This window comes from Arsukibacterium perlucidum DSM 18276, from assembly GCF_000382165.1.
GTDB lineage: Bacteria > Pseudomonadota > Gammaproteobacteria > Enterobacterales > Alteromonadaceae > Alishewanella > Alishewanella perlucidum.
The window spans coordinates 1-25,549 of the sequence record NZ_KB907730.1; the positions used below are offsets into that span (position 1 = coordinate 1).

Here is a 25,549-nt window from a genome sequence, read left to right on the forward strand (position 1 = left end):
AGCTTTACCGTGAATTCCACGGCCAAGCTGGGTAATGGTTAGCTTGTTCTGATGCACTGCACTTTTCACACAGGCTTCAAGCGCCTGTCGGCGCTGGCTGTGCATATTGGGCGTGACGGCTTTCACAAAACGGGTTAGCATTTGCAGAACATTCATGGCGTGTCCTTGATAGGTTTGTTTGGCGATAGATCTGATCACCGAACGCCATGAATGTTCCTTCTGAATTCATCTTTTTGTTTTAGCTAACAATTTTGTGGGGATACCTCAGGGTCAGAGTGATTATTTTAATTAAAATGGGTCAGAGTGATTATTTTTTACAGCGGCTACCCGCAGTAATTTGCTAAGCTGTTCGCAGTTTAATTATGCAGTAAGGAATTTTGATGTCTGTCACCAAAAGGCTGTATCTGGCCGGCTTAGCCGCATTGGTTATTGCCACTATTTTATTATACACCCTGGCCTGGCCGGCCTGGCAGCAGCAGTTAACCGAGCGGGAAAGTACCCGGCTGGCTCAGCTGCAGGCAGCGGCAACCCCAGTTGCAGCGCAACAGCGGTTAGACCATCAGCAGTTACTGGCTGACCTAAGCTGGCTGGCCCATCCTGACCGGCAAGGTCGTAAGCCAGGTACCCGCGGCGGCATTGAGGCCCGCAACTGGCTGGCCCAACAGTTTGCCGATATTGGCTTGCAACCGGCTGGCAGTGAGGGTTACCTGCAGCCCTTTAGTGTAGAGCAACATTTTGTATTAAGCCGCTGGTTAAGAGGCAAACAGCCGACAGTGCCGGCAGCTGAAAACGCCGCCAATGTGCTGGGCCTGCTGCCTGGTTTAAACCCTGGCTTAAAACCAATAGTGCTGACCGCCCATTATGATCACCTGGGGGTGGAAAACGGCGAGCTGTTTGCAGGCGCTGACGATAATGCCTCCGGCGTTGCCACTCTGCTTGGCCTGGCACGGTATTTTCGCGAAAACCCGCTTGCCCACCCGCTATTGTTTGTAGCGCTGGACGCCGAAGAAGGTGGCTTGCAAGGCGCAGTCGCACTATTTAAACACCAGCTACTTGCACCTGAGCAACTGGCCTTTAACGTTAACATGGATATGCTGAGCCGCGACACTGAGCAGTTGCTGTTTGCGGTAGGCAGCTACCAGCAACCCTGGCTAACCCCGCTGCTACAGCAGCTGCAGCAACAAAGTGCGGTAAAAGTTATCGCTGGCCACGACCGGCCCTGGTACCGGGCAGGCAACACGCAGGACTGGACCTTAAGCTCCGATCACGGCATCTTTCATCAGCATCAGGTGCCTTTTATCTATTTTGGGGTGGCCGACCATGCCGACTATCATACGGTGCGTGATACCTTTGAAAAAGTCGACCGCGACTTCTACCTTCAGGTAAGCGAAACCGTGCTGAGCTTTATTCAACTGCTGGATCAACACCTAACCCCGAGCTAATCTGTCTGCTGCCTGGTAACCAACAAAGTGGTTAAATTAACCATTTTGTTGGCCGTTATCACCGGCCAGAGTATTTATAAATGCTCTTTATTTAATTAACCACATGATATATAACAACTAAAAATCTGGCACTCTTTGTGCAAATCATGGATAGAAAAATAAATAAAACTAATAAGGAAGTGTTTATGTCGATAATGTTGTTACTACGGCAGATCAGGCTGTTTAGCCAGGTAGAACTATCCCGGCTATGGCTAACCCGCCGCGGCCTGATGACTCTGGCGGCCACCGCCGTAGTCTGGTTTTTCCTGTTGCGGTATGCCATTGCCCCGGCCAGCGAAATTCTACAGGAACCGAATTTCCAGAAATCGCTGACAGCGGCCTTTGGCATGTTGGGCCTGCATCAGTTATTAAACTGGCCAGCCCCGGAACTGACCCTTTACTGGATGCTGAGCCTGGTGCTACTGCCGTTTTTAAGCCTGGTTTTTACCGCCAACCAGCTGTCGAGCGATGCCGCCCGCGGTACCTTACGCTTTATCAGCCTGCGCAGCAGCCGTACTGCCATTGTGCTTGGCCGCTTTTGTGGCCAGTTAGTAGTGCAGCTGTGCTTAATTCTGTTGTCGCTTACCGCGACGCTGATTATCAGCGCGGTACGACAAGATGGCCTTAACTGGCAGGCTATTGAAGCTGCTTTGCTAATAAGCTGCCATCTGCTGATCGTGTTAATGCCTTTTACCGCGCTAATGACGGTATTCTCCGCCTTAGCCCGTTCGTCCCGGCTTGCCCTTAGCCTGGCAATCGTCAGCTTGGGCGTGGTTTTTGGCCTGCTTAGCTGGCTTATTTATCATCAGCCCGACGCCGCATTTTTACTGGAATATATGCCAGGCGCGCAAATATGGCAGCTTATTCCGGCCCAGGGTTGGCAAAGCCTGCAACTGGCCGCACTACCGTTAGCTCAGACTGCCGTTCTGCTGTTAATTGCCCAACAAATTTTGAGCCGGAGGGCGCTGTAATGAATAACCCTATTATCAAAGTTAACCAGCTGACAAAAAGTTATGGCCGGCATAAAGTGCTGAATAACATCAGCTTTGAAGTTAACAGAGGCGAAACCGTAGCACTGATAGGCCAGAACGGCGCCGGCAAAACCACCTTGTTCAGCTTGCTATGCGGTTACATTAAAGCCGATAGTGGCAGTATGCAGCTTTTAGGGCAGCAGCCTGGCAGCCAGGCTTTATTTGGTAAAGTATCTGCGTTACCACAGGATGCCCAGCTGGATCCGGCCTTTAGTATCGGCGAGCAACTGAGTTTCTATGGCCAGCTGCAGGGCTTAACTGCCCGGGCCGCTCGCTCAGAAACCGAACGGGTGCTAGCGTTGGTTGATTTGGCAGCGCACTACCAGACCAAAGCGGGTGCACTTAGCCACGGCATGCGTAAGCGGGCCTGTATGGCGCAGGCGTTTATTGGCTCGCCTGCACTTATTTTACTGGACGAACCGACTGCCGGGCTTGATCCAGCCAATGCGCTGCATATTCGGGAACTGATTAGTGATTTAAGCCAGCACGCCAGTTTTTTAATCAGCTCACATAATATTTTCGAGCTGGAGCGGCTGTGTAATAAGGTGTTGTATTTACAGGATGGTCAGTTACAGCAACACCATGCCCAGCCAAGTGAAAGCACAGTACATTTAAGCCTGCAACTTGCCGCCGGGGCAGAGGCTGCTGCGGTTGACAGCAGCGAGGTGTGCCAGCAACTGCGGCAATTAGCGGGCGTGAAAGAAGTAACAGCGGGACGAAACCACGAGTATCAGTTAAGTTATCAGCCACAAGCGGTAGATGATTTTGATATCCGCTTGTTGCAATGCCTGGCCGCTAACGGCTGGCAATATAAACAGCTGAGCAAAGGTAAAAGCCTGGAACAGCAGCTTTTCGCCCGTAAAAAAGCGGCAATCGTGGAATAGTATCTGGCCAGGGAGTTAAACCCTGGCTGGTTTCACTAAACGCCCGTTTAGTCAGCTTTTGACACTTCAGGTAATTTTAGTGCATACAGCAAACCCGCCAGGCAACTGGCGGTAAAAAACCACAGTACTGCCAGCAATGACCACCAGGCCAGCAGACTGCTTATGCCGCCGACCACTAACAATAATACCCCAATCAGCGAATTGCTGACCGACACATAGTCGGTACGCTTGTTACCCGATGCCATATCCAGCAAATAGGTTTTACGACCTACCCGCACCCCGGCATGGCCAATGCTTAACAGTAAAAAAAGCAGCAGGTAACCATACAACGCAAGTTGTCCGACGAACAGGTGCAGCGCAGCCAGCACGGCACAGCCGGTAAGCGCCATGGCTGCGGCAATAATAATAACCTTGCGACTGCTGCGATCAGCCAGCCTGCCCCAGAACGCGGCACTTATTGCGCTGGCCAGGCTGGCACAGATTAAAAACCAGGCCAATGTCTGGCCATTGCCGTGGTGTTGCTGGGCCAGCAACACCAGAAAAGGTGAAACCAGCGCCGACCCCAGCAATAAGGCTCTGCATAGTACAAACTGACGGAAATGACTATCTGTTTTAAGTAAGCTCAGGTTTTGCCAGGCCAGTTGCAGCGCATTAGCCCCACCATCGGTTTCGCCGGCTTGCTCCTGCACCTGACTGAAAATAGCGGCGGCGCTGAACCACAACAAGGCTGCAGCCACCAGCAACACGATATAAACAATAAGGTTATCGGGCTCCTGGCGTAACAGCCAAAGCGACACTAACAGCGTTAATACGCCGGATACCGTGCCGGCTATACCTGTCAACTGACCACGCTGGCCTTTAGGAATAGTTTTGCCCTGCACGTCTTTCATAGCCACTGAACAGAGGCCACGGCCTAAGCTAAACAGTAGTAGCAGACCAATAATTGACAGGCCAGCCACAGCACCCTGCCATTGGCTGACCACCAGCGCCATTGCCAGCACACAACTGCCCTGAACTAAGCTGCCGGCAATCCAGAACGTTTTACGAATAGTATAGCGCCGCACCCAGGCGCCGATTAGCAACTGCGGTAACATCGAACCGGATTCGCGAATGGGCACCAGCCATGCCACCATCGCGGCCGGCGCACCCACAACGCTCATCAACCAGGTTAAAACGGTTTTCGGGCTGGTCAGTAAATCGCCCAGGCTTAATAGCAGCTGGCTCAGCAACACCAGCACAAAGTTTTTCGGTACTTTGGTACATGCACTATCCGGGATATCCCGACAGGCACGGGCGTCTTCTTCATTAACCAGTAACTCGTATATTTTCCGCTCTGCCATCGTTCTGCTACTTTTTGATATTCCTCAACATAATGACCAATAACATAACGGGCATTGCTGCAGACAACAAGCTGCTATGCCAAGCAACCAGGCCGTCATAGTTTCTTACAAATGAAACAGCAGCAAGCTATTAAATTGATTGACCCTTTTATCTAACATCAGTTACTGTTTGTCGCTAAATTACTTATACAGGATAAAGCTATGAGTATCGCAATGATCTGGATCATCGTTGGCGTGCTGTTAATTCTGTCGGAACTGCTGGCAACCAGTATTGTTGCAGTGTTTCTGGGTATTGGCGCTATTGTGGTAGGTATATTATTGCAACTGGGCTGGATAGAATCAGCTACCATGCAGTACCTTACTTTCGGGGTAGTCAGCCTGGCGTTGTTATTGCTGGCCCGCGGCCATTTTAAACGCTGGTTTACCGGCTATACCGCAGATCAAGGCGAACAACCCAGCCGCTTAAAAGACGATATTGGTAACCGGGTAGTAGTATTGGCCGATTTCCAGCAAGGCGCCGGCCGGGTCGTTTTAAATGGTGTGCAATGGGACGCCCGCTCCAGCGAGCCATTAAAAGCAGGCGAAGTAGCCTGGGTTATTGCCAATGAAGGCATTCACTTAATTGTATCGGCCCAACAACCAGTTTAATTGTTAGTTTAAAAGGGAAAACCAAAGATGGAAGAGATTAATATTCAAACGATACTAACGCTGGGCTTTGCCGTAGCGGTGGTTATCACCATTATCAAAACTGCCCGGGTGGTACCGCAAAAATCAAACTTTGTGATAGAGCGCCTTGGTAAATACTCCCGTACCCTCGACTCGGGCTTTCATATTCTTATTCCGTTTATTGATAAAGTGGCCTACACCCACAGCTTAAAAGAAGAAGTGATCGACGTAGAACGCCAAACCTGTGTTACCAGAGACAACATTCAGGTTGGCATTAACGGCGTGCTGTATTTGCAGGTGGTTGACCCGCATAAAGCCAGTTACGGAATTAACGATTACCGCTATGCCGCTTCGCAGCTGGCACAAACTACCATGCGTTCGGTGATTGGCCAGACCGACCTGGATAAAACCTTTGAAGAGCGGGCTAAAATTAACGAAGAAGTGGTAAAAGCACTGGACGAGGCTGCCTCGCCATGGGGGATTAAAGTTCTTCGCTATGAAATTTCCGATATCGAATTGCCACTAAGCATTAAAGATGCCTTAGAACAGCAAATGCGGGCCGAGCGGGAACGCCGGGCGGCTATTGCTAAATCAGAAGGTGAACGCCAGGCGATGATTAACGTGTCAGAAGGCCAGAAACAGGAAGTGATAAACCTGTCAGAAGGTGACAAGATGCGCCAGATCAACGAAGCAGAAGGTCGCGCCCGCGAGATTGAGCTGATTGCCATTGCTACCGCTGAAGGTATCCGTCAAATTGCCGAAGCCATTAATCACCCGGGTGGCCAGGAAGCAGTGAGCCTGCGGGTAGCCGAGCAATATGTGAAAGAGTTTGGTAACCTGGCGAAAACCAACAACACCATGATAGTACCAGCAGAACTGGCCAATATCGGCGGCGCCGTCGCCGGCCTGACTGAAATACTGAAAATAGCCCGGCCAGGTGGTAACTAGCCCCCCTGTTGCGTAAAGTAGGGTGAACCTGAATAACCAACAAGCCAGCAGAATGCTGGCTTTTATTTTTTGAGTAACAACATATGAAAACAATTGGCTTGCTGGGCGGAATGAGTTGGCAGTCGACTATTCCTTACTACCGCATAATTAATGAAACCGTAAAGCAGCAGCTCGGTGGCCTGCACTCGGCTAAAGTTATTTTATACAGCCTTAATTTTGCAGAAATTGAGCAGATGCAACGTACTGGTGACTGGCAAGCTGCCGGGCAGCTGCTGGCTGAGGCCGCCACCCGCCTTCAAGCAGCCGGTGCCGACTTTATTGTGCTTTGTACCAACACCATGCATAAAGTAGCGGGCGCTATTGAGGAAGCAACGACTCTGCCACTGCTGCATATTGCCGATGCTACGGCCATAGCGGTTAAGGCTACAGGCTATAAAACAGTTGGCTTGCTAGGCACCCAATTCACCATGGAGCAGCCTTTTTACAAAGCCCGGCTAACAGAGCAGCACGGCCTGAATGTGCTTGTGCCCAATGAAGCAGAGCGTCAACAAGTACACCAAATAATTTATGATGAGCTTTGTGTCGGTAAAATTTTACCAGAGTCCAGAGAGCAATATCGCCAGATCATTGCCGAGCTTGTCGCTCACGGTGCCGAGGCCATTATCCTCGGCTGCACCGAAATCTCGCTGCTGGTATCGCAGCAGGACTCTGCTGTGCCACTATTTGATACCACCAGCATCCATGCCCGCAGCGCCGCTGAGCTGGCATTGCAATAAGTATTGAACCGTAGTCTATGTCACAGGTTATCACTTGCTTGACCATCTAAGGCAAACTATGGTTAAACCATTGATTTATTGAATAAGAGCAGGTCCGATGTTTTTCAGGCAAGCGTTATTGCCCATTTCGTCTTTATTTATCTCGATTGCCTTTCTGGCCACTGGCTATGGCATGCTGATGACTTACATCGGCTTGTATTTAAAGCAAGCCGGCTTGTCGGAAATGGCCATTGGTATTATTAACTCAGCATTTTTCCTGGGAGCTTTACTGGCTGCCGTGTTCAGCCAGAAGTTAATTGTCTCCGTTGGCCATGCCCGCAGTTTTTCTGCTTTTTCTGCGGTGATGGTAATGGCGTTTCTGGGCCATACTTTATATTACGATCCTTGGTTCTGGGCTGGCTTGCGCCTGTTGTCAGGTTTTGCGTTTTATGCATTGTTAATTGTGCTGGAAAGCTGGCTGAATGAAAAAAGCAGCTCGGATGACCGCGGCCGGGTGCTGGCGGTGTACACAGTGGTGTTCTTTATGGCCACGGCCATTGGCCAGCTGATTTTAAGCATGGACATCACATCGCATCTGGTGTTTGTGCTGGGGTCAGTGCTGGTGCTGGCCTCATTATTTTTAGTGGCGATTACCCGGATTAGCCAACCGGTATTACCTCCATTTGAGCGCTACAGCTTACCTAAAGTACTGCATATTGCACCTCTGGCACTCGTTGGCAGCGTCATTGGCGGCTTTTTTGTCGGCGGTTTTTACACCATGGTGCCGGTATTTGTGCTTAATACCTATGGCCAGCAATCGGTAGTAGCATCCTTTATGGCAATTAGCATTTTAGGTGGCCTGCTGGCGCAATGGCCGGTCGGCACCCTGTCAGACCGCTACGGCCGGCGTAAGTTATTAGCCTGGGCTGGCCTGTTCAGTTTTGTTATTTGCCTGCTACTTGCCCTGCTGGCCAGCCAGACCTGGCTGTTCTATCTGCTGGGATTTTTACTCGGCACCAGCCTGTTCAGTATTTATCCGCTAAGTGTTGCCCGGGCGAATGACAGGTTAGATCATGGTAAAGATTTGGTGGAAATCAGCCGTAGTTTGCTGTTTGCCTATGGCATAGGCTCGTTTTTGGCCCCGTTAATCCTGGGCGCAGTACTGGGCGTATCGGGCGGCCTGTTTTTTACCATGCTGGCTTTAGCAGCACTGCTGTTGGGTGGCTATGCCTTAACCTCAGAGCGGATTGCCAATGAGCAGTTAAGTGTGTTTGTTGCAGTACCGGCAGCGTCGGGGGCGTCACTGGCCCAACTGGACCCACGTCAGGATGAACAATGGGTAGAGGACCACAAGCCCAGCTACCCGGAGGATACAGATAACAGCGCTGACTTTGAGCCAACGGCAACAGAGCGCACCGAAACTCAACCAACTGACGCCAATGCGACAACGTCAGCGCGACATACCGACGATTAACTGACTCTAAAAACCTGCTGCCACGGATACTGGCATAACTGTTGGCAAAACCAGCTGAGGGCATTGCCTTGCTGTTGTTTGTGCCAGGCCAGATATAACTTAGCGCTGTCGCGCGGAATGGTGTGCTGCTTGGCAATGAGTTCGCCGCGGGCCAGCTGCTGCTGTACCAGATGGCGCGGCAAAAAGCCAACGCCTAAACCTTGTTGCTGGGCAGTAATTTTTTGCGCCAGGTTGGCGACAATGACTTTCTGGCGGCTGTCGAACAAGCCACTGGACAGCTTCTGGCTGTCGATGGCCGAGTCGGCGACGATTATCGCCGTCTCCTGCTGCACGTCGGCCAGCGTCAGCACTTTATCCAGCTGTGCCAGCCGATGATGCGGAGCCACGGCAAATACAAACTCCACTTCGCCCAGTAACTGCAAATGATAAGAGCCGCTATGCTGACTAGCCGGTACGCCAATGGCAATGTCGGCGCGGCCGGTACTTAATGCCTCCCAGCCGCCGGCCATTACCTCCTGGCGCAGTGCCACCCGGGTAAGTTTGCCCAGTTGCAAAAACTGGCTTATTAAGGCAAAAACCGGCTCGGCCGGCACCACACTGTCCAGGGCCAGGGTAAGCTCAGCCTCCCAGCCACTGTCCAGTTGCTGCACCGCCTTTTGTAGCTGATCAGCGGCCTTGAGCAGTTCACGGCCTTGTTGCAGGAGTAACTGACCGGCCGGGGTTAAGCGGGCTTTTTGCTTGCTGCGATCAAATAAACTTACCCCAAGGTTTTGCTCCAGCTGCGCCATAGTGTAGCTAAGTGCCGACGGTACTTTGTATAGCGCTTCGGCCGCCGCGGCAAAGCTGCCTTTACGGTCTATGGCATCAAGTGCCCTTAACGCATCTAAATTAATCAGTTGCTGCATTCGCTGTATTACCCCAGTTGCTGACACCTATAACGTTAGCTTATGTTCAAATTATTTGAATTAATTATGCAAAAAGCTCCGCTTTTATAGCACTAAGTATAGCGCTATCTTTAGCACATCGACAGGATGTTTGCGGTCGAGCGGATAACCAAACTGCACTTAACCATTAAAAAATTTGACAGGTGATTTATGAAAACATTAATTGCAAAACTTACTGTTACCCAGGCCGGCTGGTCGGCACTGGCACTACGGCTTCCTATCGGCATTATTTTTGCGGCACATGGTGCGCAAAAGCTGTTTGGCTGGTTTGGTGGCTACGGCCTGGAGGGCACTGCCGGCTGGATGGACAGTATTGGTTTAAACCCAGGTATGCTGATGGCGCTGCTGGCTGGCGCGGCTGAGTTTTTTGGTGGCCTGGCATTAATTGTTGGCCTGTTAACCCGCCCGGCAGCAGCAGCCCTGGCCGTAGCAATGCTGGTCGCCATTTTTGCTGTGCATTTTGAAAATGGCTTGTTTATGGCCAACAACGGTTACGAATTTGGTCTGGCGCTGTTAGCGGCCAGTGTTTCGCTGCTGTTTAGCGGTGCAGGCAAATTGTCTGTTGATGAACTACTTGCCAAAAGACTGAATAGCTAATTGCTTGTTATCCCGGCATATTAGCAGATTCGGCATACAAGGAAGCCGACACACTGACTTCACCGGCTTCAAGGATCACATCCATGTGCCCCTTCAGCCTGCGCAGCATCCCTGCTGCTGTTACGTCAGTATGCCGGCTACCTTGCATTTACACCGCACACCGCAATAAGTAGCCATATTATTTAGTAATAAGGAGAGCCAGATGATTACCTTACGCAAAGCCGACGAACGCGGCAAAGCCCATTTCGGCTGGCTGAAAAGCCGCCACAGTTTTTCTTTTGGCAGCTACTACGACCCGGCGCATATGGGTTTTTCGGCTTTAAGAGTCATAAACGATGACTGGGTTGCCCCCGGTGCCGGTTTTGATACCCATGGCCACCGCGATATGGAAATTATTACCCTGGTGCTGCAAGGCGCCATCGTTCATAAAGATTCAGCTGGTAACGAGAAGATACTGCCGGCAGGTGAATTTCAGTTAATGAGTGCCGGCAGTGGTGTCTACCACTCGGAATACAACGCCAGCCAGAGTGATGAACTGCGTTTTTTACAGATCTGGATCATGCCCGATAAGCAAGGCGGCGCGCCGGGCTATCAGCAACAGCATTTTGCCAGTAAGCCAGGTTTAACAATAGTTGCCTCGCCTGACGGCCGTGATGGCAGCTTAACACTGAAACAACAAGCACAGTTGTTGCGGGTTAGCATGGCTGCAGATGATCAGCTAAGTTATCCACTGCCAGGTCGCAAGGTATATCTGCACCTGATAAGTGGTGAGCTGCAACTGGACAACATCACCATGCGGCCCGGCGATGGCCTGATGGTCAGTGGCGAAGCGGCGCTGCAGTTAACCGCCAGTCAGCAGAGCGAAGCCCTGTTGTTTGATTTGCGGTAGCCGGCCAACAACTAGGGCGGCAATTCATTACTGCTGATCGGCAGTAGGTAAATCGGTTTGGCTGTCAGGCTTTACATTTTGCGCCAGTAGGGCCGCCAACTGCAGCTCCAGCTGCTCAACCTTCTCGCGGGTGCGCAGCAGTACCTGACGCTGCACATCAAACTCCTCACGGCTGACAAAATCCAGGTTGGCCAGTTTTTGCTGCAATACCTGCTTCACTTTGGCCTCGGTATCATCAGCAAATTGCTTTATTTGCGGTGGCAACGCATTGCCAATTTGCTTGGCGATATCTTCAATTTTTTTCGGATCTAACATACATTTCTCCATTTACCCGGGTTAACGTGGTTATCCATCTATTCTACGGAGATAAATCCAGAACGCGAATGCTATTTGCCGCATATTTTGGTTACAATGCCCGCCCCGGTTTAAGGTATAGGTTATGCAGTTAAATTCGCAACAAAACGCCGCAGTAACATTTATCGCCGGCCCTTGTCTGGTGCTGGCCGGCGCCGGCAGTGGCAAAACCCGGGTGATTATCAATAAAATTGCTTATTTAATTCAGCAATGCCAACTGCCTGCACGCCATATTGCCGCAGTAACCTTTACCAATAAGGCCGCACGGGAAATGCGCGAGCGGATCCAGGCGCAACTACCGAAAACGGCTACCCGTGGCCTGACTATTTCCACTTTTCACACCCTGGGCCTGGAAATCATCAAAAAGGAATACCGCCATATCGGCTATAAACCCAGCTTCAGCCTGTTTGACGATCAGGACAGCATGGCGCTGTTAAAGGAACTGACCGGCAATGAGTTTCAGGGTGACAAAGACTTATTAAAAGCGCTGCAAAGTAAAATATCCGGCTGGAAAAATGATTTAACCCTGCCGGCTTTAGCCATAAAGCAAGCCAGTGATCCGCAGAGTATTAATTTTGCCAATTATTATCAGCAGTACAGTGACCAGTTAAAAGCCTATAACGCGCTGGATTTTGATGATTTGATCCTGATCCCTACGTTGTTGTTTCAGCACAATAATGAAGTACGGCAAAAGTGGCAGCAGAAAATTCAGTATTTACTGGTAGATGAATATCAGGACACCAATACCAGCCAGTATGAACTGGTAAAAGCCCTGGTAGGCGAGCGCCAGCGCTTTACCGTGGTCGGCGATGACGACCAGTCAATTTACTCCTGGCGTGGCGCCCGGCCGCAGAATCTGGTGTTGCTGAAAACCGATTTCCCCAACTTAAATGTGATTAAACTGGAACAGAACTATCGCTCGGCCGAACGGATTCTAAAAGCAGCCAATATTTTGATCGCCAATAACCCGCACGAATTCGAAAAAAAGCTGTTTAGTCAGAATAGCTACGGTGTACCGCTAAGAGTATTGCCCTGCAAACACGAAGAAGACGAAGCCGAAAAAGTGGTGGCTGAGATTATTTCGCACCGCTTTATGAATCGCAGCGAGTATCGCGACTATGCGCTGTTGTATCGCGGCAACCATCAGGCGCGGGTATTTGAAAAAGCGCTGATGACCAACCGCATTCCCTATAAAATTTCCGGCGGTACCTCATTTTTTGCCCGCAGTGAAATTAAAGATGTGATGGCTTATCTGCGGCTATTGGTGAACCAGGATGACGATAACGCTCTGTTGCGGATTATTAATGTACCGAGGCGCGAAATTGGTGCGGCGACCTTGCAGCAGGTAGGTAACCTGGCCAACAGTAAGAATATCAGCTTATTTGCGGCTTGCTGTGATATGGAGCTGTCGATGCATTTATCGGCCCGGGCTCAGCAGGCGGTGCAGCAGTTTGCTAACTGGATAAACCTGGTGGCTGATAACGCCCAGCGCGCTGATCCGGCTGAAGCGGTGCGTGATTTGATCCGGCAAAGCCACTATGAAGCCTGGTTATTCGAAACCAGTAACAGCCCGAAAGCAGCCGAAATGGCGCTGAAGAACGTTAATGAGCTGTACCGCTGGATCAGCACCATGCTGGAAGGTGACGACGAGCATGAAGCCATGACCCTGCCTGAAGTCGTTACCCGGCTGACCCTGCGCGATATGATGGAGCGGCAGCAACAGGAAGACAACGCCGATCAGGTGCAATTGCTTACGCTACATGCGTCTAAAGGCCTGGAGTTTCCCTATGTATTTATGGTGGGTATGGAAGAAGGTTTATTGCCGCACCAGAGCAGTATTGATGAAGATAACGTCGAAGAAGAGCGGCGGCTGGCCTATGTTGGGGTTACCCGGGCGCAGCGTGAGTTAATCTTTACCTATGCCAAAGAGCGGCGTCAGTATGGTGAAGTAATAAGACCGGAGCCAAGCCGGTTTTTGCATGAACTACCGCAGGACGATTTGGAATGGCAACAGGCAGCGCCGGCGAAAACCGAACAGCAGCGCCAGCAAACCGGCCAGGCTCATCTTGAGCGGCTGCGCCAGATGTTGAAAAAAGACTAACCGTCGCTATTCCGCGCCAAGAGCCCTGAGCATCTGGTCGCGCATTTTGTCCTGGAATATTGCGTAACGGCCGCGCCCCAGAGCCTTAGCATGATACATAGCGGCATCGGCATCGCGCAGCAGTTGCTCGCCGTTACCGTACTCCGAAAGCATTAAAGCAATGCCAATACTGACCCCGGAATTAATTTGTTGCCCGTCGAGGTAAAAAGTTTCGCGCATTTTTTCGATAATCCGCTGCGCCACATCTTCAGCATCATGCTCGCCTTGCAGATTTTGCAGCAGCACTACAAACTCATCACCACCCAGTCGGGCCGCTAAATCATGTTCGCGCACCGCACTTAAAATACGTTTGCTGGTTTCTATTAAAAAGGCATCGCCAATATGATGGCCCAGCGTATCGTTAATCAGTTTAAAGCGATCTAAATCCAGAAACAGCAATGCCATACCAACATCTGGCTGGCGCTTATATATAGCAAACTGACGCTTAAGTTGCTCGAGGAACATCTGGCGGTTAGCCAACCCGGTCAGTAAGTCATGGTTCGCTTCATAAAATAACTTTTGCTCGGCTTTTTTACGCTCTTCAACCTGCAGCCTTAAAAATAAGTTGGTCTGGCGCAGCTCGCGGGTACTTTCAAATACTTTGCGCTCAAGCTCTTCCTGATGCTGCCTTTGCTTTTCCGCCGCCAATTTGCGCTGAATAGCCACCCCGATATGCTGCGAGACAAAGCGCAAGATGCTAAGCTCCTGCTCGGTGTAATCGTAAGCATTATCGTAAGATTGCACGGCAAGCACCCCGATGACCCGCTGGTCAATCATTAACGGCGCCCCCAGCCAGCAAGAGGACAAACGGCCGCGTTGCAATGGGTCAGCCATGCCCCGGCGAATTTCACCTTCGGTGGCTAGTTGCTCAGCAGCTTCGCTGTTAATTAGTCTGGCTTCACCGCAACGAATAACATATTCGGTAAAACCGCGGCTGATTGGCCGCTCCCGCGCTGGTGGTGAGTACTGGTCAAGATAGAATGGAAAAGTCAGCTTGGTCTGGTCAGCATTGAGCAGGGCGATATAGCAGTTATCTGCCGACATTAAACCCGAAAGCACCTTATGCACTGCCTTATAGAAACTTTGCATATCGCGGCTGCTGGCGGTCAGTTCAGAAATTTCATATAACGCAGCCTGCAAGCGCTCAGCATTGGTCCGTTCTTTAATCTCTTTTTGCAAAGACTGGTTAATCAGCTGCAATTGCTGAGTCCGTTCCTGTACGGTCAGCTCCAGTAACTCACGACTTTTTACCCGATCCAGTGCGGTAACAGTATGGCCGCCAATACTGAGGAACATCGCCAACTCTTCGTCACCATAACGATAATCACTGTCATAGGTTTGAATTGCCATAACGCCAATCAGTTGCTCATTCCGCCAAAGCGGAATACCCATCCAGTGAGTGGATTGTGAACCCTGTGCCTGAATGTCGCCATTGGCAATCATGGCATTAAACTGGTCCCTGTCGCACAGTAACGGCTTGCCGGTTTTAGTTACATAGCCGGTCAGGCCGCTGGAGAAAGCCGTAGATGGCACCTGTTTAATGTATTGCTGGTCTTTCTCGTCAGAAAAATATTGCAGCTGGTATTGCTTAGTACTGGTGTCATACAACACCACATAAAAGTTTTCGGCATGTAGCAACTCCGATACCATTTTATGGATAGCCGGGTAGAATTCCCGCATATCACTAATGGTACTGGCCAGTTCAGACAGCTTTAACAAGGCGCCCTGAATGGTATAGGCCTGCTTATAACGGCTAACAAGTGTGGTGAGCCGGCGAGCTTTGGCTTTAAACAGTTGGAGTTGCGATCCTTTTAGCTTCAACTTATCTCTGCTCTGTATTTGCTGGCGGAAAGGTAGTTGTTATTATGCACAAAGTTTCGCCACATGGAAGCGGTCGGCAGCTAAACTAATAGTGTTAAGTGCCTTTTTTATAAACAAAAGCCGTGCATGGCACGGCTTTTGTTTATTTAATCCTGTCAGAAACTATACACCATCGGTCATAAAGCGAATGGCCGCTGCAATTTCATCTTCACTACAGGTTGCACAGGTGCCCATTGCCGGCATGTTGTTAAACCCTTCAATCGAGTGCTTTAACATCACCTCAAAGCCCTGGGCAATACGCGGTTTCCAGCTTTCTTCGCCTGGTTTGGGTGCATTTAAAGCACCGGTACCATGGCAGGCAATACAGGCAGAGTTATATACTTGCTCGCCTGAGCGCGGGCCACTGGCCTGCGCTGCGACTTCGGCTTGCTGGCCGGCAATATAAACCTGTCCTACCGGCGCAATGCGCTTAGCTAATTCTTCGTTGTTATCCGTACTGGCTGTGGCGCCAACCGCAAGCAGTAACGAAGCCAGCGCAAAAGTTAGTTTCTTCATTAAAAGTATCCCATAGCTTAAGGCAGTAGTAATATTGCTGCCATTATAGCCTGCAAGCTGGCGCAATTAAAAGACTGCAATACTGATCCTGACTGCTGTTTTATTAGTCAACCTTATTTTCCGGCTTTTACGGCGTTAAACTACGGGGAGATCAGTCGTCGTTTTGCCAGCCGACAGCCCGCTAAGTCCCACAAAGTCTGCTTTATGCTTTTAGCTTCTTTAATGGTTCACTTTTAATAGCTAAATTATTTAAAACAACTACTATGCAACGGCCTGGTTTGTGGTAGTCTAATCGACCTACTCAGTCAGGGAATGACCAGGTTGTCGTACCACCCCAGACCCCGTAGAAAGTTTTTTCCACACAGTGGATGTAAAAATAATAATAACAAGGGCGTTCGCGATTTCCCTTCGTTTACAATACAAATCATGAAGTTAGATATCAAACCTATCCATCATTTATTTTAATGTGTGGTTGTTCTTTATTAGTTTTACACAAAGTTATCCACAGCTTATCCGTTAAAATTCACTCGTGACTCTTTGCAGCATTTCTGGCTGTCACCCGGCGGCTGTGGCATGCTATAGCAAATTTCTGCAGGACAGCGTAACCATGGTTTATATCCCCAAAAACCCGTTAGTATTAGTTGATGGTTCTTCTTATTTATTCCGCGCTTATCATTCACCGCCACATTTAACTAATTCACGGGGGGAGGCTACCGGTGCCATTTACGGCGTGATTAATATGCTGAAAAGCTTATTGCGCCAATATAATCCCAGCCATATGGCGGTGGTTTTTGATGCCAAAGGTCCCACTTTTCGCAACGAGATGTACAGTGAATACAAAGCGCACCGGCCTGCTATGCCAGATGACCTGCGCAGCCAGATTGAGCCGATACATCAGATAGTGCGGGCGATGGGCCTGCCATTACTTTGTATCAGTGGCGTCGAGGCAGATGATGTCATTGGCACTCTGGCCCGTCAGGCCAGCATTGCCGGACGACATACCCTGATCTCAACCGGCGATAAAGATATGGCACAGTTGGTGGATGCTCATGTCACCCTGATTAACACCATGACCAATACCCTGCTTGATCCCGAATCTGTGGTCAGCAAATTCGGGGTAGGCCCCGAAGCGATCATTGATTATCTGGCGCTGATGGGTGACAAGGTAGATAACATTCCGGGCCTGCCTGGTGTTGGCGAAAAAACAGCTGCCGCTTTGCTGCAAGGACTGGGCTCAATTGACAACATTTACCAGCAACTGGATAAAGTAGCCGAACTGAGTTTCCGCGGTGCCAAAACCATGGCAGCTAAGCTGGCTGAACATAAAGCACAGCTGGAATTATCGTATCAGCTGGCGACCATTAAAACGGATGTGGAACTGGACTGTCAGCTCGATGACTTGGCTATTCAGCCGGCGGACCGCCAGCAACTGGCCGAGTTATACCGGCATTGTGAATTTAAACGCTGGCTGGCAGAAATATTACAGGATAAAGCGCCGGAGCAGCCGGTAACCGACGATCAGCTTACTGAGTCTGCTGCTCAAGAAGCTGCAGCCGTGCTGCCGACCTTGGATCGGAGCCAATATCAGACCATCCTCAATCAGGACGATTTTAAAACATTGCTGCATACCTTAGAACAAGCCGACCTTGCTGCTTTCGATACCGAAACCACCAGCCTTGACTATATGCAGGCCGAGCTGGTCGGTATGTCATTTGCCGTTGCGCCCGGCCAGGCCTGGTATTTGCCGTTGGCGCACGATTATGTCGGTGCACCAGCACAACTGAACCGCGACGAGGTGCTGGCAGCATTAAAACCCTGGCTTGAGGATAACGACAAAGCAAAAGTCGGCCAGAACCTGAAATATGACTGCAGTGTGCTGGCCCGCTACAACATTGTCTTGCAAGGTATTCAGTTCGATACCATGCTGGAATCATATGTGTTTAATTCGGTTGCCAGTCGCCATGATATGGACAGCCTGGCCCTGAAATATCTGGGCCATAGCAATATCAGTTTTGAAGATATTGCTGGCAAAGGAGCCAAACAACTGAGTTTTAATCAGATTGCGCTGGAACAAGCTGCCCCTTATGCGGCTGAAGACGCCGACGTGACCTTGCAACTACATCTTAAATTGTGGCCGCAGCTGAGTGCTGAACCCGGCCTGGCAAAAGTTCTGAACGACATAGAAGTGCCACTGATTACGGTGCTTAGCAAAATCGAACGAAACGGCGTGCTGATCGACAGTAAAGTGCTGGGCCAGCAAAGTCAGCAATTGGCGAAGCGGATTGATGAGCTGGCTGAACTGGCTTACCAGCAGGCGGGGCAGACCTTTAATATGGCATCGCCCAAACAATTGCAGGAAATTCTGTTTAACCAGATGGGCTTACCGGTACTGAAAAAGACTCCTGGCGGCACCCCATCCACCGCCGAAGAAGTTTTGGCTGAATTAGCACTGGAATATGAATTCCCGAAACTGATTACCGAGCATCGCGGTTTAAGCAAATTAAAATCGACCTATACCGATAAACTACCCAAAGTTGTTAATCCGGTAACCGGCCGGGTACACACATCTTATCATCAGGCTATCGCTGCCACCGGTCGGCTGAGCTCAACCGAGCCTAACCTGCAGAACATTCCTATCCGCAGTGAAGAAGGCCGGCGCATTCGCCAGGCGTTTATTGCCCCTGCCGGTAAAAAAATTCTGGCCATCGATTATTCGCAAATTGAATTAAGAATCATGGCCCACTTATCAGATGATAAGGCGCTGCTCGATGCCTTTGCTAAAGGCCTAGATGTGCATAAAGCTACTGCAGCAGAAGTATTTGGGGTAGCACTTGGCGATGTCAGCAGCGAACAACGGCGTCAGGCCAAAGCTGTAAACTTTGGCTTGATTTATGGTATGTCAGCCTTTGGTCTGGCAAAACAGCTGGGGATCAGCCGCAGTGACGCCCAAAGCTACGTTAACCGCTACTTTGAGCGCTTTCCAGGCGTATTACGCTATATGGAAGACACCCGCAAGCAGGCTCACGAACTGGGCTATGTCGAAACCCTGTTCGGCCGCCGGCTCTATTTGCCGGATATTAATGCCCGTAACATGGGCCGGCAAAAAGGTGCAGAACGGGCTGCCATTAATGCGCCAATGCAAGGCACCGCCGCCGACATTATAAAAATGGCAATGATCAAAGTTGATAGCTGGCTGAGCAGTCAGCAAAACGATGACGTGAAAATGATTATGCAGGTGCACGATGAACTGGTATTTGAAGTGCCCGCCAGCGACTTAGCCCGGGTGCAGGCTGAGTTAGTTAGTATTATGGAAAGCGCCGCCAGTTTAAAAGTACCGTTACTGGCTGAAGCTGGCAGCGGCGATAACTGGGATCAGGCGCATTAAGCGGTGCCAGCACCGCCCGAAATGGTAATTTAATTACATTAAACAGCTAAAAATAGCTTATTTTAATTTTTTTGTTGTTTTATTACATAAAAAACTTGCAATTATTGGCTGAGTGGCTAAAATTTGGCTGGTAGGGTACAGAGGTAAGATGTTCTATCTTTCAGGGCTACGCCACTATGGCGGGCTATAGAAAGTAGGCTTATTTAGCCGCCCCGCTGTTTTGCAGCGGGGCGTTTTTTTATCTGAAAATAAGCACTAAGATAAATTGCTACCAGCAAAAACTGAAATTAAGCAATATTTTTTAGAGTAAATACTTTAAAAGGCCGGGTTTTATTGTATAATGGTGCCGTCTTAGCGATAAGACACCCTGTTGATTTGAATTATTAGCTTCTCCCCGATTGCTATAGCCGACACTTTTCAGTGTCGGTTTTTTTATGACTGTCGTTTTAGTTAATCAGCCGCCTTTGCCGTATTTGCGTTGCTGTCAGTACTAAACCAGTTATCCAGGGTCTGCTCAAATTCAGTCATCCCAATTTTGGTTAATGAACTGAACATATGTACCGTGACATCCCCCATAAACGCCAGCGACGCTTCCCGTACTTCCAGTAAGGTTTTTTTGCGGGCACCCGGACCAAGTTTATCTGCTTTAGTTAATAAAATAAGCACCGGCAACTCGCTTTGCACTGCCCAGTGTACTAACTGCTGATCCAGGTCTTTCAATGGGTGGCGGATATCCATCAGCACGACCAAGCCTTGCAAACTCTGGCGCTTTTCCAGATATTGCGACAATGACTTTTGCCATTTTTCTTTTACCGCCAGTGGCACTTTGGCAAAACCATAACCGGGTAAATCAATCAGCCTTTTGTTCTCAGCAAAGACAAAGGTATTAATAAGTTGAGTTCGGCCCGGCGTTTTACTGGTTCTGGCTAAACTATTTTGTCTGGTCAACGTATTTAATGCACTGGATTTACCTGCGTTGGAACGGCCGGCAAAAGCAACTTCAATGCCGATGTCTGCCGGTAATGCCTTAATATCTGGGGCGCTGGTTAAAAAAGTCGCTTGTTGATAATTGAATTTTGCTTTGTACACAGCCTGCTCCGGCGTTTAAATTTGGGCCATTGTAACGGATCTTGCGGATCGGAAGAAGCTTTTGCAACGCAGATGGGATTTTACTTTGGGCAGTTTCGTGTAAAATGGCTTAACTAATTCTTATAAACTCACTTGGTTGCCAGTTTGCTGGCGGTTTAATGCGGACAGAGACGGATATAAAATGAAAAAACTCGTACTTCCACTGACGCTGTTAATCGGTTTAATCGGTACAGCCCATGCCTTTGATGGTGATGCTGAAGCAGGCAAAGCTAAATCAACTACCTGCGTCGCCTGTCACGGTACAGACGGCAACAGCATGGTAGATATCTATCCAAAGATTGCCGGCCAGCATGCTGAGTATCTTTATAAGCAGTTAACTGATTATAAACTGGGAATGAGCTCAGGCGGCAAAGATGGCCGTAACAATGCCATCATGTTCGGTATGGTAGCGACCCTGAGCGATCAGGACATGAAAGACCTGGCCGCTTACTTTGCCTCACAATCTATGAGCAGCGGCACCACACCGGAAGATGTTATTGAGCGTGGCCAGCAATTATATCGTGGTGGTGATCAAGATCGTGGTATCGCAGCCTGCATTGCTTGTCATGGGCCACGGGGTGTCGGCACCAGCCTGGCGGGCTTTCCAAAAATCTCCAGCCAGCATGCCTCATACCTGAAAGCGACATTGTTAGAGTTTCGTGATGGCACTCGTGCCAATGACTTGAACGGTATGATGGGCGACATTGCTAAAAAACTTACCGATGAAGATATTGAAATACTGTCGCAATATTTAGGCGGCTTGCACTAATTCTCACCCTGCTGACGGGGCTCAGGCCCCGTCACTGCCGTTATTTTGTGCGATATTTCGCACAAAGCTGTAAGTTATTTGCCCTTTCTTAAAAAATATTGAACTTTTCTCATTTTACTGAAAAACCTTAACCAACTGATTTGTAAAAACTAACTGAATAAGCAGTTATTAAAATTGCATTTTTTTTCAGCAGAGACTTGTCATCCGCTGAGATCGGAGTAAATTAAACCCAGTTACGTTTAGTAGCAAATAACAACAGGGAACTGCGCAAGCGGCAAGGAAGTAAGTGCCGATATCGGTACACTCTATTTGGCATCAGGAAGGTGCATAGCGTTGCAAAACGCCCAGGGATGAGTAATAAAGTACCAGGATGGTCGTAAAGAATAAAATTTTATACAAGGAAGATAAGCAACAATATATGGAACTTGTATTAACAGGGTCGTTGTAAACGCATCAGGATGATTTAGCGAAATTGAGAGAAGTGTCCACCTAGACACAAGTATACGGGGCGATAAGGCTATCTTATCGCCCTTTTGTTTTTTACAATAGTAACTGTTCAGAGTCAGCTGACTTATTGAGGTTAACTAAGGCGATGTCTGCCAATTCCCACTGCCCACTTTGCCGGGCATCCGCTCCGGATTTTTATCACCAGGATAAACAACGTAGTTATTTCAGGTGCAAAATTTGCGCGCTGGTATTTGCTGATCGCGCCAGTTTGCTAAGCAGTGACGCCGAACATGCGCAATACCTGCTACATAATAATGATTTGAACGACAACGGTTACCGCCAATTTCTGACCAGGCTAAGCGTACCGTTACTGGCGTCATTAACCGGCACTGGCTATAGTGGCCTGGATTTTGGCTGCGGTCCGGGCCCTTTACTGGCTAAGATGCTAAGTGAGGCTGGCCAACAAATGCAACTGTGGGACCCTTACTTTGCTGATAACCCGGCCGCACTGCAGCAACAGTACGATTTTATCTGCTGCAGTGAGGCGATAGAACATTTTGTTACACCACAAAACGAGTGGCGACTCTGGCAACAGCTGCTTAAACCAATGGGTGTACTGGCAATAATGACCAAACGCTACACCGATTTAGCCGCTTTCAGCCGCTGGCATTATAAAAATGACCCTACTCATGTCAGCTTTTTCCATCAGGATACATTCAGCTGGCTGGCGGTCCAGGCAAAAATGACTGCTGACTTTGTAACGAATGATGTGGTGATCCTGCAGAAAACTGGTTAAAATACGCGCCCTTTTTTACAGGTATCCTGTTATGACGCGTCAAAAGAAAAGTCGTAGTACCGGCAACAATGGCCAGCGCCATTTGCCTGCAGCTGAAGCTCGCAAACTGCGCCAGCCAAAAGAAGAAACCAAGAAAAAAGGCGCGGGCAAAAAATCCGGTAGCCGCAACGCCATTGTTGAGCAGAAAGCTGAGCAACAAGCAGGACACAGCGGGCCGAAAGATCCCAGAACCGGCAGTAAAAAACCAATAGCACTGGTTGCTGAACTAACAGTGACGCCACAGTTAAAGCCAGATCTGCAGCCAAAAGCCAGATTAAGTAAAGCTGCGGCTCCGGGCTTAACTGCCGCCGAAGAACTGGCTTTGATTGAGAACGACACCCTGTTACAGCAATTGCTGGAGCGGGTAGAAAATAACGAAGTGCTGACCGGCAAAGAGGCTAAGTATTTTAATGCTAAAACAGCCAGGCTGGAACAGCTGCTTGAGCAACTCGGCCTGTCAGAACAAACTGACACTACCGAAGATAACGATCCGCTGGCCCAGTTCGAGCGTACTGATTGGCGTAAATCTATTTTAGGTGATGACGATTAATGCAAAACCCCTGGTTGATAGCGCTGGTTGTAATAGCAGTATTGATAATTGCCGGCCTGGCATTTTATGCCGGCAAGCTGTTGTGGTTGTTACAGCAACAAAATAAGCAGCAAGCAGCGCTACTGGAGAAAGAACAGCAGCAACAATTGCAAAATCAACTGTATGTTGAGCAAAGTATTTATACTATTTGCAAAGCAGTGGCTGCCGGCCAGTGTGAGTTGTCAGAGGGAGCGCTGCGGGTATGGGTGTTGCTTAACCGCTTACCGGAAAAACAGCAGGGGCCGTTGGCAACTGACTATCCGGGTATTTTCCAGATGTATCAGACAGTGAAAGATATGCCGACTCATCAGGCACGGAAACAGCAGAGTAAACAGGCTACCTTAGCCCAGGATCAGCAGCGGCTGCAGGCTGAAAAAACTTTAGCGCCACAAATTATGACCGACACCAGCAAGCTGCTACAACGCTTTAAGCCAGCTTAAGTATTAACTAAGCTGGCATTAATTACAGCAGGCCGGCTATTTTCGCATATTACTGTTTATAAACAGTACCGGCTTTCATTACAAACCTGACATCACCCATCAGCTTAATGTCCTGCAGCGGGTCACCCGGCACAGCAATGATATCGGCAATTTTACCACTGCTGATGCTACCCAATTCAGCCTCAACTCCCAGTAACCTTGCGCCTTCAATGGTTGCTGACTGAATAGCAGCCATTGCCGGCATGCCAGCTTCCGTCATATAAACAAACTCACGCCAGTTTTCACCATGAGGGAACACACCAGCGTCAGTACCAAAGGCTATTTTCACCCCTGCTTTATAGGCATTACCAAAAGTTTGCTGGATTAATTTGCCAATATTAGCGGCTTTAGGCCGCACCAACTCCGGGAAAAAGCCGTTTATCGCCGCCTTTTCTGCCGCCCATTTCCCGGCACTTATTGTTGGCACATAGTAGGTACCATGCTTGCGCATCAGGGCAAAGGTGGCGTTATCCATATAAGTGCCATGCTCAATTGAATCTACACCAGCTTTAATTGCCCGCTCCATTCCTTCTTTACCATGGGCATGCACAGCCACTTTCATCTCGTAATCTTTGGCCGTTTCTACTACAGCAGCGAACTCAGCGTCGGTAAACTGCGGGTTAGTGCCACTTTTCGCTACACTCAGCACGCCACCGGTGCCGGTTAGTTTAATTAAATCAGCGCCTTCTTTGTAACGCTGCCGCACGGCTTTGCGGGCTTCATCCGGGCCATTAATCACCCCATCTTTCGGGCCCGGGTCGCCCATCTGAGCATAAGCAACGCCATTTGTCGGGTCGGCATGACCACCGGTAGTTGCAATAGACTTCCCGGCAGCATAAATTCTAGGCCCTTTAACGTAACCCTGGCCGATAGCTTTGCGCAGTGCCACACTGATATGATAACCGTCACCAAGCTCACGCACTGTAGTAAAACCAGCCATTAAGGTTTTTTCAGCAAACACTGCACCACGAAGTGCAAAGTCAGCTTCATTCAACCGCTGACCTTCACTGTAAACTGTTGGGCTGAACTGAGTGTAAAAGTGGGTATGCATATCCATTAAACCAGGCATAACGGTATGTTGGCTCAGGTTAATCAGGGTATCACCGGCTGCAGGCTGACGAAAACCGGCTTCTATGGCAGAGATTTTCTCACCGTCAATTACAATAGTTTGCTCAGTTAGTACTTTACCGTCTTCAACATCAACCAGCTTGCCGGCGTGGATCAATGTAGCCGCATTAACAACAGTGCAGTTGAAGCTCAGACATACCGCTGCGGATAATAGTGCTTTGCGCATAGCGTGGGTTCCTTTCAATCTTTAATCCACTGTGCACCCACCAACCAGATGTTAGCAACCAGCCTGCGATACAGCCCTTAATTTGTCAGATGAATGGCTATGTCAGGCCAATACGCCCAGAGTAAACGGATAGCCGGCACTTTTCAGCTGATAGTGACTGGCACCATTGCAGTAGACTTCATGGCACTGTCCGATTAGCTGATAATAGGTATTGCGGTTTAGACGGGCAGATAAACCACGCCACAATTGCAAATAGGGCAACTGCTGTTGCTCAAACAACCGTAAACGCAGCGGATACTGTGGTGTGACACTCACTGCATCACCAATATTAGTGGTGAGTGTTAACAAAGGACCGTTTTCTGTGCGCTGCCATTGGCTGGCGACAACCAGAAATGGCGCGTCTTCTACCTGGATCCGGACTTTTTCTACCGGTGTCTGCAAAAAGTATTGCTGTTGCTGGCAAATTAACACTGAGGCAAATAGCCGCACAATTGGCGGGCGCCGTATTTCACTGCCCTGATACAACCAGCGGCCATCAGCGGTGATTAACAAAGGTAAATCGCCACAAAATTCGGGTTGCCAACTCTCTACCGGCGCAAGATCAGGGCATTGTAGTTGTTGTTGCAGTGACGCTAAATCCATTTTAGTACTGGCATACAAGGAAAGTGATCTTAACCATAGAGGTCAGAAGTTGCAGGGTCAAGCAAGACAGTTTAAGCCAGATGTTGGCACAGGTAGGGTTGA

Annotated in this window: 24 protein-coding genes; 15 read left to right on the plus strand and 9 right to left on the minus strand. The window is 49.4% G+C overall.

All coding sequences use genetic code 11. The features are described from left to right. Positions 1 to 380: 380 nt before the first annotated feature. From H141_RS0116690 to H141_RS0116700, 3 genes are all read left to right on the plus strand, one after another. Entirely contained in the window at positions 381 to 1,442 is a 1,062-nt protein-coding gene (locus H141_RS0116690; RefSeq protein ID WP_019677429.1) for a M28 family peptidase, read from the plus strand. A gap of 185 nt (positions 1,443 to 1,627) precedes the next feature. Further along, complete coding sequence (locus tag H141_RS0116695; protein ID WP_019677430.1) at positions 1,628 to 2,452, plus strand: ABC transporter permease subunit; 825 nt, start codon at positions 1,628 to 1,630, stop codon at positions 2,450 to 2,452. After that, entirely contained in the window at positions 2,452 to 3,396 is a 945-nt protein-coding gene (locus H141_RS0116700; RefSeq protein WP_019677431.1) for an ABC transporter ATP-binding protein, read from the plus strand. The genes H141_RS0116695 and H141_RS0116700 overlap by 1 nt, the downstream gene beginning before the upstream one ends. 47 nt (positions 3,397 to 3,443) lie before the next feature. Here the strand turns inward: H141_RS0116700 and H141_RS0116705 are convergent, their stop codons facing one another. Beyond that, complete coding sequence (locus H141_RS0116705) at positions 3,444 to 4,736, minus strand: MFS transporter (protein WP_019677432.1); 1,293 nt, start codon at positions 4,734 to 4,736, stop codon at positions 3,444 to 3,446. 201 nt (positions 4,737 to 4,937) lie between these two features. Between H141_RS0116705 and H141_RS0116710 the strand changes: the two genes are divergently transcribed. From H141_RS0116710 to H141_RS0116725, 4 genes are all read left to right on the plus strand, one after another. Then, positions 4,938 to 5,384 (plus strand): NfeD family protein, encoded by a 447-nt coding sequence (locus H141_RS0116710; RefSeq protein WP_019677433.1) that lies wholly within the window; start codon positions 4,938 to 4,940, stop codon positions 5,382 to 5,384. Positions 5,385 to 5,411: 27 nt separating this feature from the next. Further along, positions 5,412 to 6,350: an SPFH domain-containing protein gene (locus H141_RS0116715; RefSeq protein ID WP_019677434.1), complete on the plus strand. Its 939-nt coding sequence runs from the start codon at positions 5,412 to 5,414 to the stop codon at positions 6,348 to 6,350. Positions 6,351 to 6,433: 83 nt separating this feature from the next. After that, the gene (locus H141_RS0116720) at positions 6,434 to 7,126 is read left to right on the plus strand and encodes an aspartate/glutamate racemase family protein (RefSeq protein ID WP_019677435.1); all 693 of its coding nucleotides are present in this window, start codon (positions 6,434 to 6,436) and stop codon (positions 7,124 to 7,126) included. Between the two features lie 97 nt (positions 7,127 to 7,223). Continuing rightward, positions 7,224 to 8,579: an MFS transporter gene (locus H141_RS0116725; protein ID WP_019677436.1), complete on the plus strand. Its 1,356-nt coding sequence runs from the start codon at positions 7,224 to 7,226 to the stop codon at positions 8,577 to 8,579. Here H141_RS0116725 and H141_RS0116730 read toward each other — a convergent pair. After that, entirely contained in the window at positions 8,576 to 9,484 is a 909-nt protein-coding gene (locus tag H141_RS0116730) for a LysR family transcriptional regulator (protein WP_019677437.1), read from the minus strand. The two genes, H141_RS0116725 and H141_RS0116730, sit on opposite strands and share 4 nt — an antisense overlap. Positions 9,485 to 9,673: 189 nt before the next feature. Here H141_RS0116730 and H141_RS0116735 point away from each other — a divergent pair, with 189 nt between their 5' ends. Then, entirely contained in the window at positions 9,674 to 10,120 is a 447-nt protein-coding gene (locus tag H141_RS0116735) for a DoxX family protein (RefSeq protein ID WP_019677438.1), read from the plus strand. 7 nt (positions 10,121 to 10,127) lie between these two features. On the opposite strand, the gene H141_RS21545 is transcribed toward H141_RS0116735, so the two are convergent. After that, entirely contained in the window at positions 10,128 to 10,268 is a 141-nt protein-coding gene (locus H141_RS21545) for a hypothetical protein (RefSeq protein WP_157610995.1), read from the minus strand. 54 nt (positions 10,269 to 10,322) lie between these two features. Here H141_RS21545 and H141_RS0116745 point away from each other — a divergent pair, with 54 nt between their 5' ends. After that, positions 10,323 to 11,009 carry a pirin family protein gene (locus H141_RS0116745; RefSeq protein WP_019677440.1) on the plus strand — a complete coding sequence of 229 codons (687 nt, stop codon included), beginning with the start codon at positions 10,323 to 10,325 and terminating at the stop codon, positions 11,007 to 11,009. A 27-nt stretch (positions 11,010 to 11,036) separates the two neighbouring features. On the opposite strand, the gene ubiK is transcribed toward H141_RS0116745, so the two are convergent. Then, positions 11,037 to 11,324 carry a ubiquinone biosynthesis accessory factor UbiK gene (gene ubiK, locus H141_RS0116750; RefSeq protein ID WP_019677441.1) on the minus strand — a complete coding sequence of 96 codons (288 nt, stop codon included), beginning with the start codon at positions 11,322 to 11,324 and terminating at the stop codon, positions 11,037 to 11,039. A gap of 124 nt (positions 11,325 to 11,448) precedes the next feature. On the opposite strand from ubiK, the gene rep reads away from it, so the two are divergent. Further along, positions 11,449 to 13,464, plus strand: coding sequence for a DNA helicase Rep (rep, locus tag H141_RS0116755; protein ID WP_019677442.1), 2,016 nt, complete (start codon positions 11,449 to 11,451; stop codon positions 13,462 to 13,464). Positions 13,465 to 13,470: 6 nt separating this feature from the next. On the opposite strand, the gene H141_RS0116760 is transcribed toward rep, so the two are convergent. Together H141_RS0116760 and H141_RS0116765 are read right to left on the minus strand one after the other, a co-directional pair. Next, positions 13,471 to 15,324, minus strand: a complete 1,854-nt coding sequence (locus H141_RS0116760) for a sensor domain-containing diguanylate cyclase (RefSeq protein ID WP_019677443.1) — start codon at positions 15,322 to 15,324, stop codon at positions 13,471 to 13,473. 162 nt (positions 15,325 to 15,486) lie between these two features. After that, complete coding sequence (locus H141_RS0116765; protein WP_026349519.1) at positions 15,487 to 15,879, minus strand: c-type cytochrome; 393 nt, start codon at positions 15,877 to 15,879, stop codon at positions 15,487 to 15,489. 607 nt (positions 15,880 to 16,486) lie between these two features. Between H141_RS0116765 and polA the strand changes: the two genes are divergently transcribed. Beyond that, positions 16,487 to 19,264, plus strand: coding sequence for a DNA polymerase I (gene polA, locus H141_RS0116770; RefSeq protein WP_026349520.1), 2,778 nt, complete (start codon positions 16,487 to 16,489; stop codon positions 19,262 to 19,264). Between the two features lie 450 nt (positions 19,265 to 19,714). Here polA and yihA read toward each other — a convergent pair whose 3' ends face one another. After that, on the minus strand, positions 19,715 to 20,353 hold the full coding sequence (gene yihA, locus H141_RS0116775; RefSeq protein WP_019677446.1) for a ribosome biogenesis GTP-binding protein YihA/YsxC: 639 nt from the start codon (positions 20,351 to 20,353) through the stop codon (positions 19,715 to 19,717). Between the two features lie 181 nt (positions 20,354 to 20,534). Between yihA and H141_RS0116780 the strand changes: the two genes are divergently transcribed. The 4 genes from H141_RS0116780 to H141_RS0116795 all read left to right on the plus strand — a co-directional run bounded on the left by H141_RS0116780 (position 20,535) and on the right by H141_RS0116795 (position 23,472). Continuing rightward, a complete protein-coding gene (locus tag H141_RS0116780; RefSeq protein ID WP_019677447.1) occupies positions 20,535 to 21,161 on the plus strand; it encodes a c-type cytochrome in 627 nt (208 codons plus the stop codon). A 592-nt stretch (positions 21,162 to 21,753) separates the two neighbouring features. Beyond that, positions 21,754 to 22,404, plus strand: coding sequence for a methyltransferase domain-containing protein (locus tag H141_RS0116785; RefSeq protein ID WP_019677448.1), 651 nt, complete (start codon positions 21,754 to 21,756; stop codon positions 22,402 to 22,404). Between the two features lie 31 nt (positions 22,405 to 22,435). Continuing rightward, a complete protein-coding gene (gene yihI / locus H141_RS0116790; protein ID WP_019677449.1) occupies positions 22,436 to 22,993 on the plus strand; it encodes a Der GTPase-activating protein YihI in 558 nt (185 codons plus the stop codon). Then, a complete protein-coding gene (locus tag H141_RS0116795) occupies positions 22,993 to 23,472 on the plus strand; it encodes a DUF2489 domain-containing protein (RefSeq protein ID WP_019677450.1) in 480 nt (159 codons plus the stop codon). The genes yihI and H141_RS0116795 overlap by 1 nt, the downstream gene beginning before the upstream one ends. A 49-nt stretch (positions 23,473 to 23,521) precedes the next feature. On the opposite strand, the gene H141_RS0116800 is transcribed toward H141_RS0116795, so the two are convergent. After that, the gene (locus H141_RS0116800) at positions 23,522 to 24,805 is read right to left on the minus strand and encodes a metal-dependent hydrolase family protein (RefSeq protein ID WP_019677451.1); all 1,284 of its coding nucleotides are present in this window, start codon (positions 24,803 to 24,805) and stop codon (positions 23,522 to 23,524) included. A gap of 102 nt (positions 24,806 to 24,907) precedes the next feature. Then, positions 24,908 to 25,447, minus strand: a complete 540-nt coding sequence (locus H141_RS0116805; RefSeq protein WP_019677452.1) for a DUF1285 domain-containing protein — start codon at positions 25,445 to 25,447, stop codon at positions 24,908 to 24,910. Positions 25,448 to 25,549: the final 102 nt, after the last annotated feature.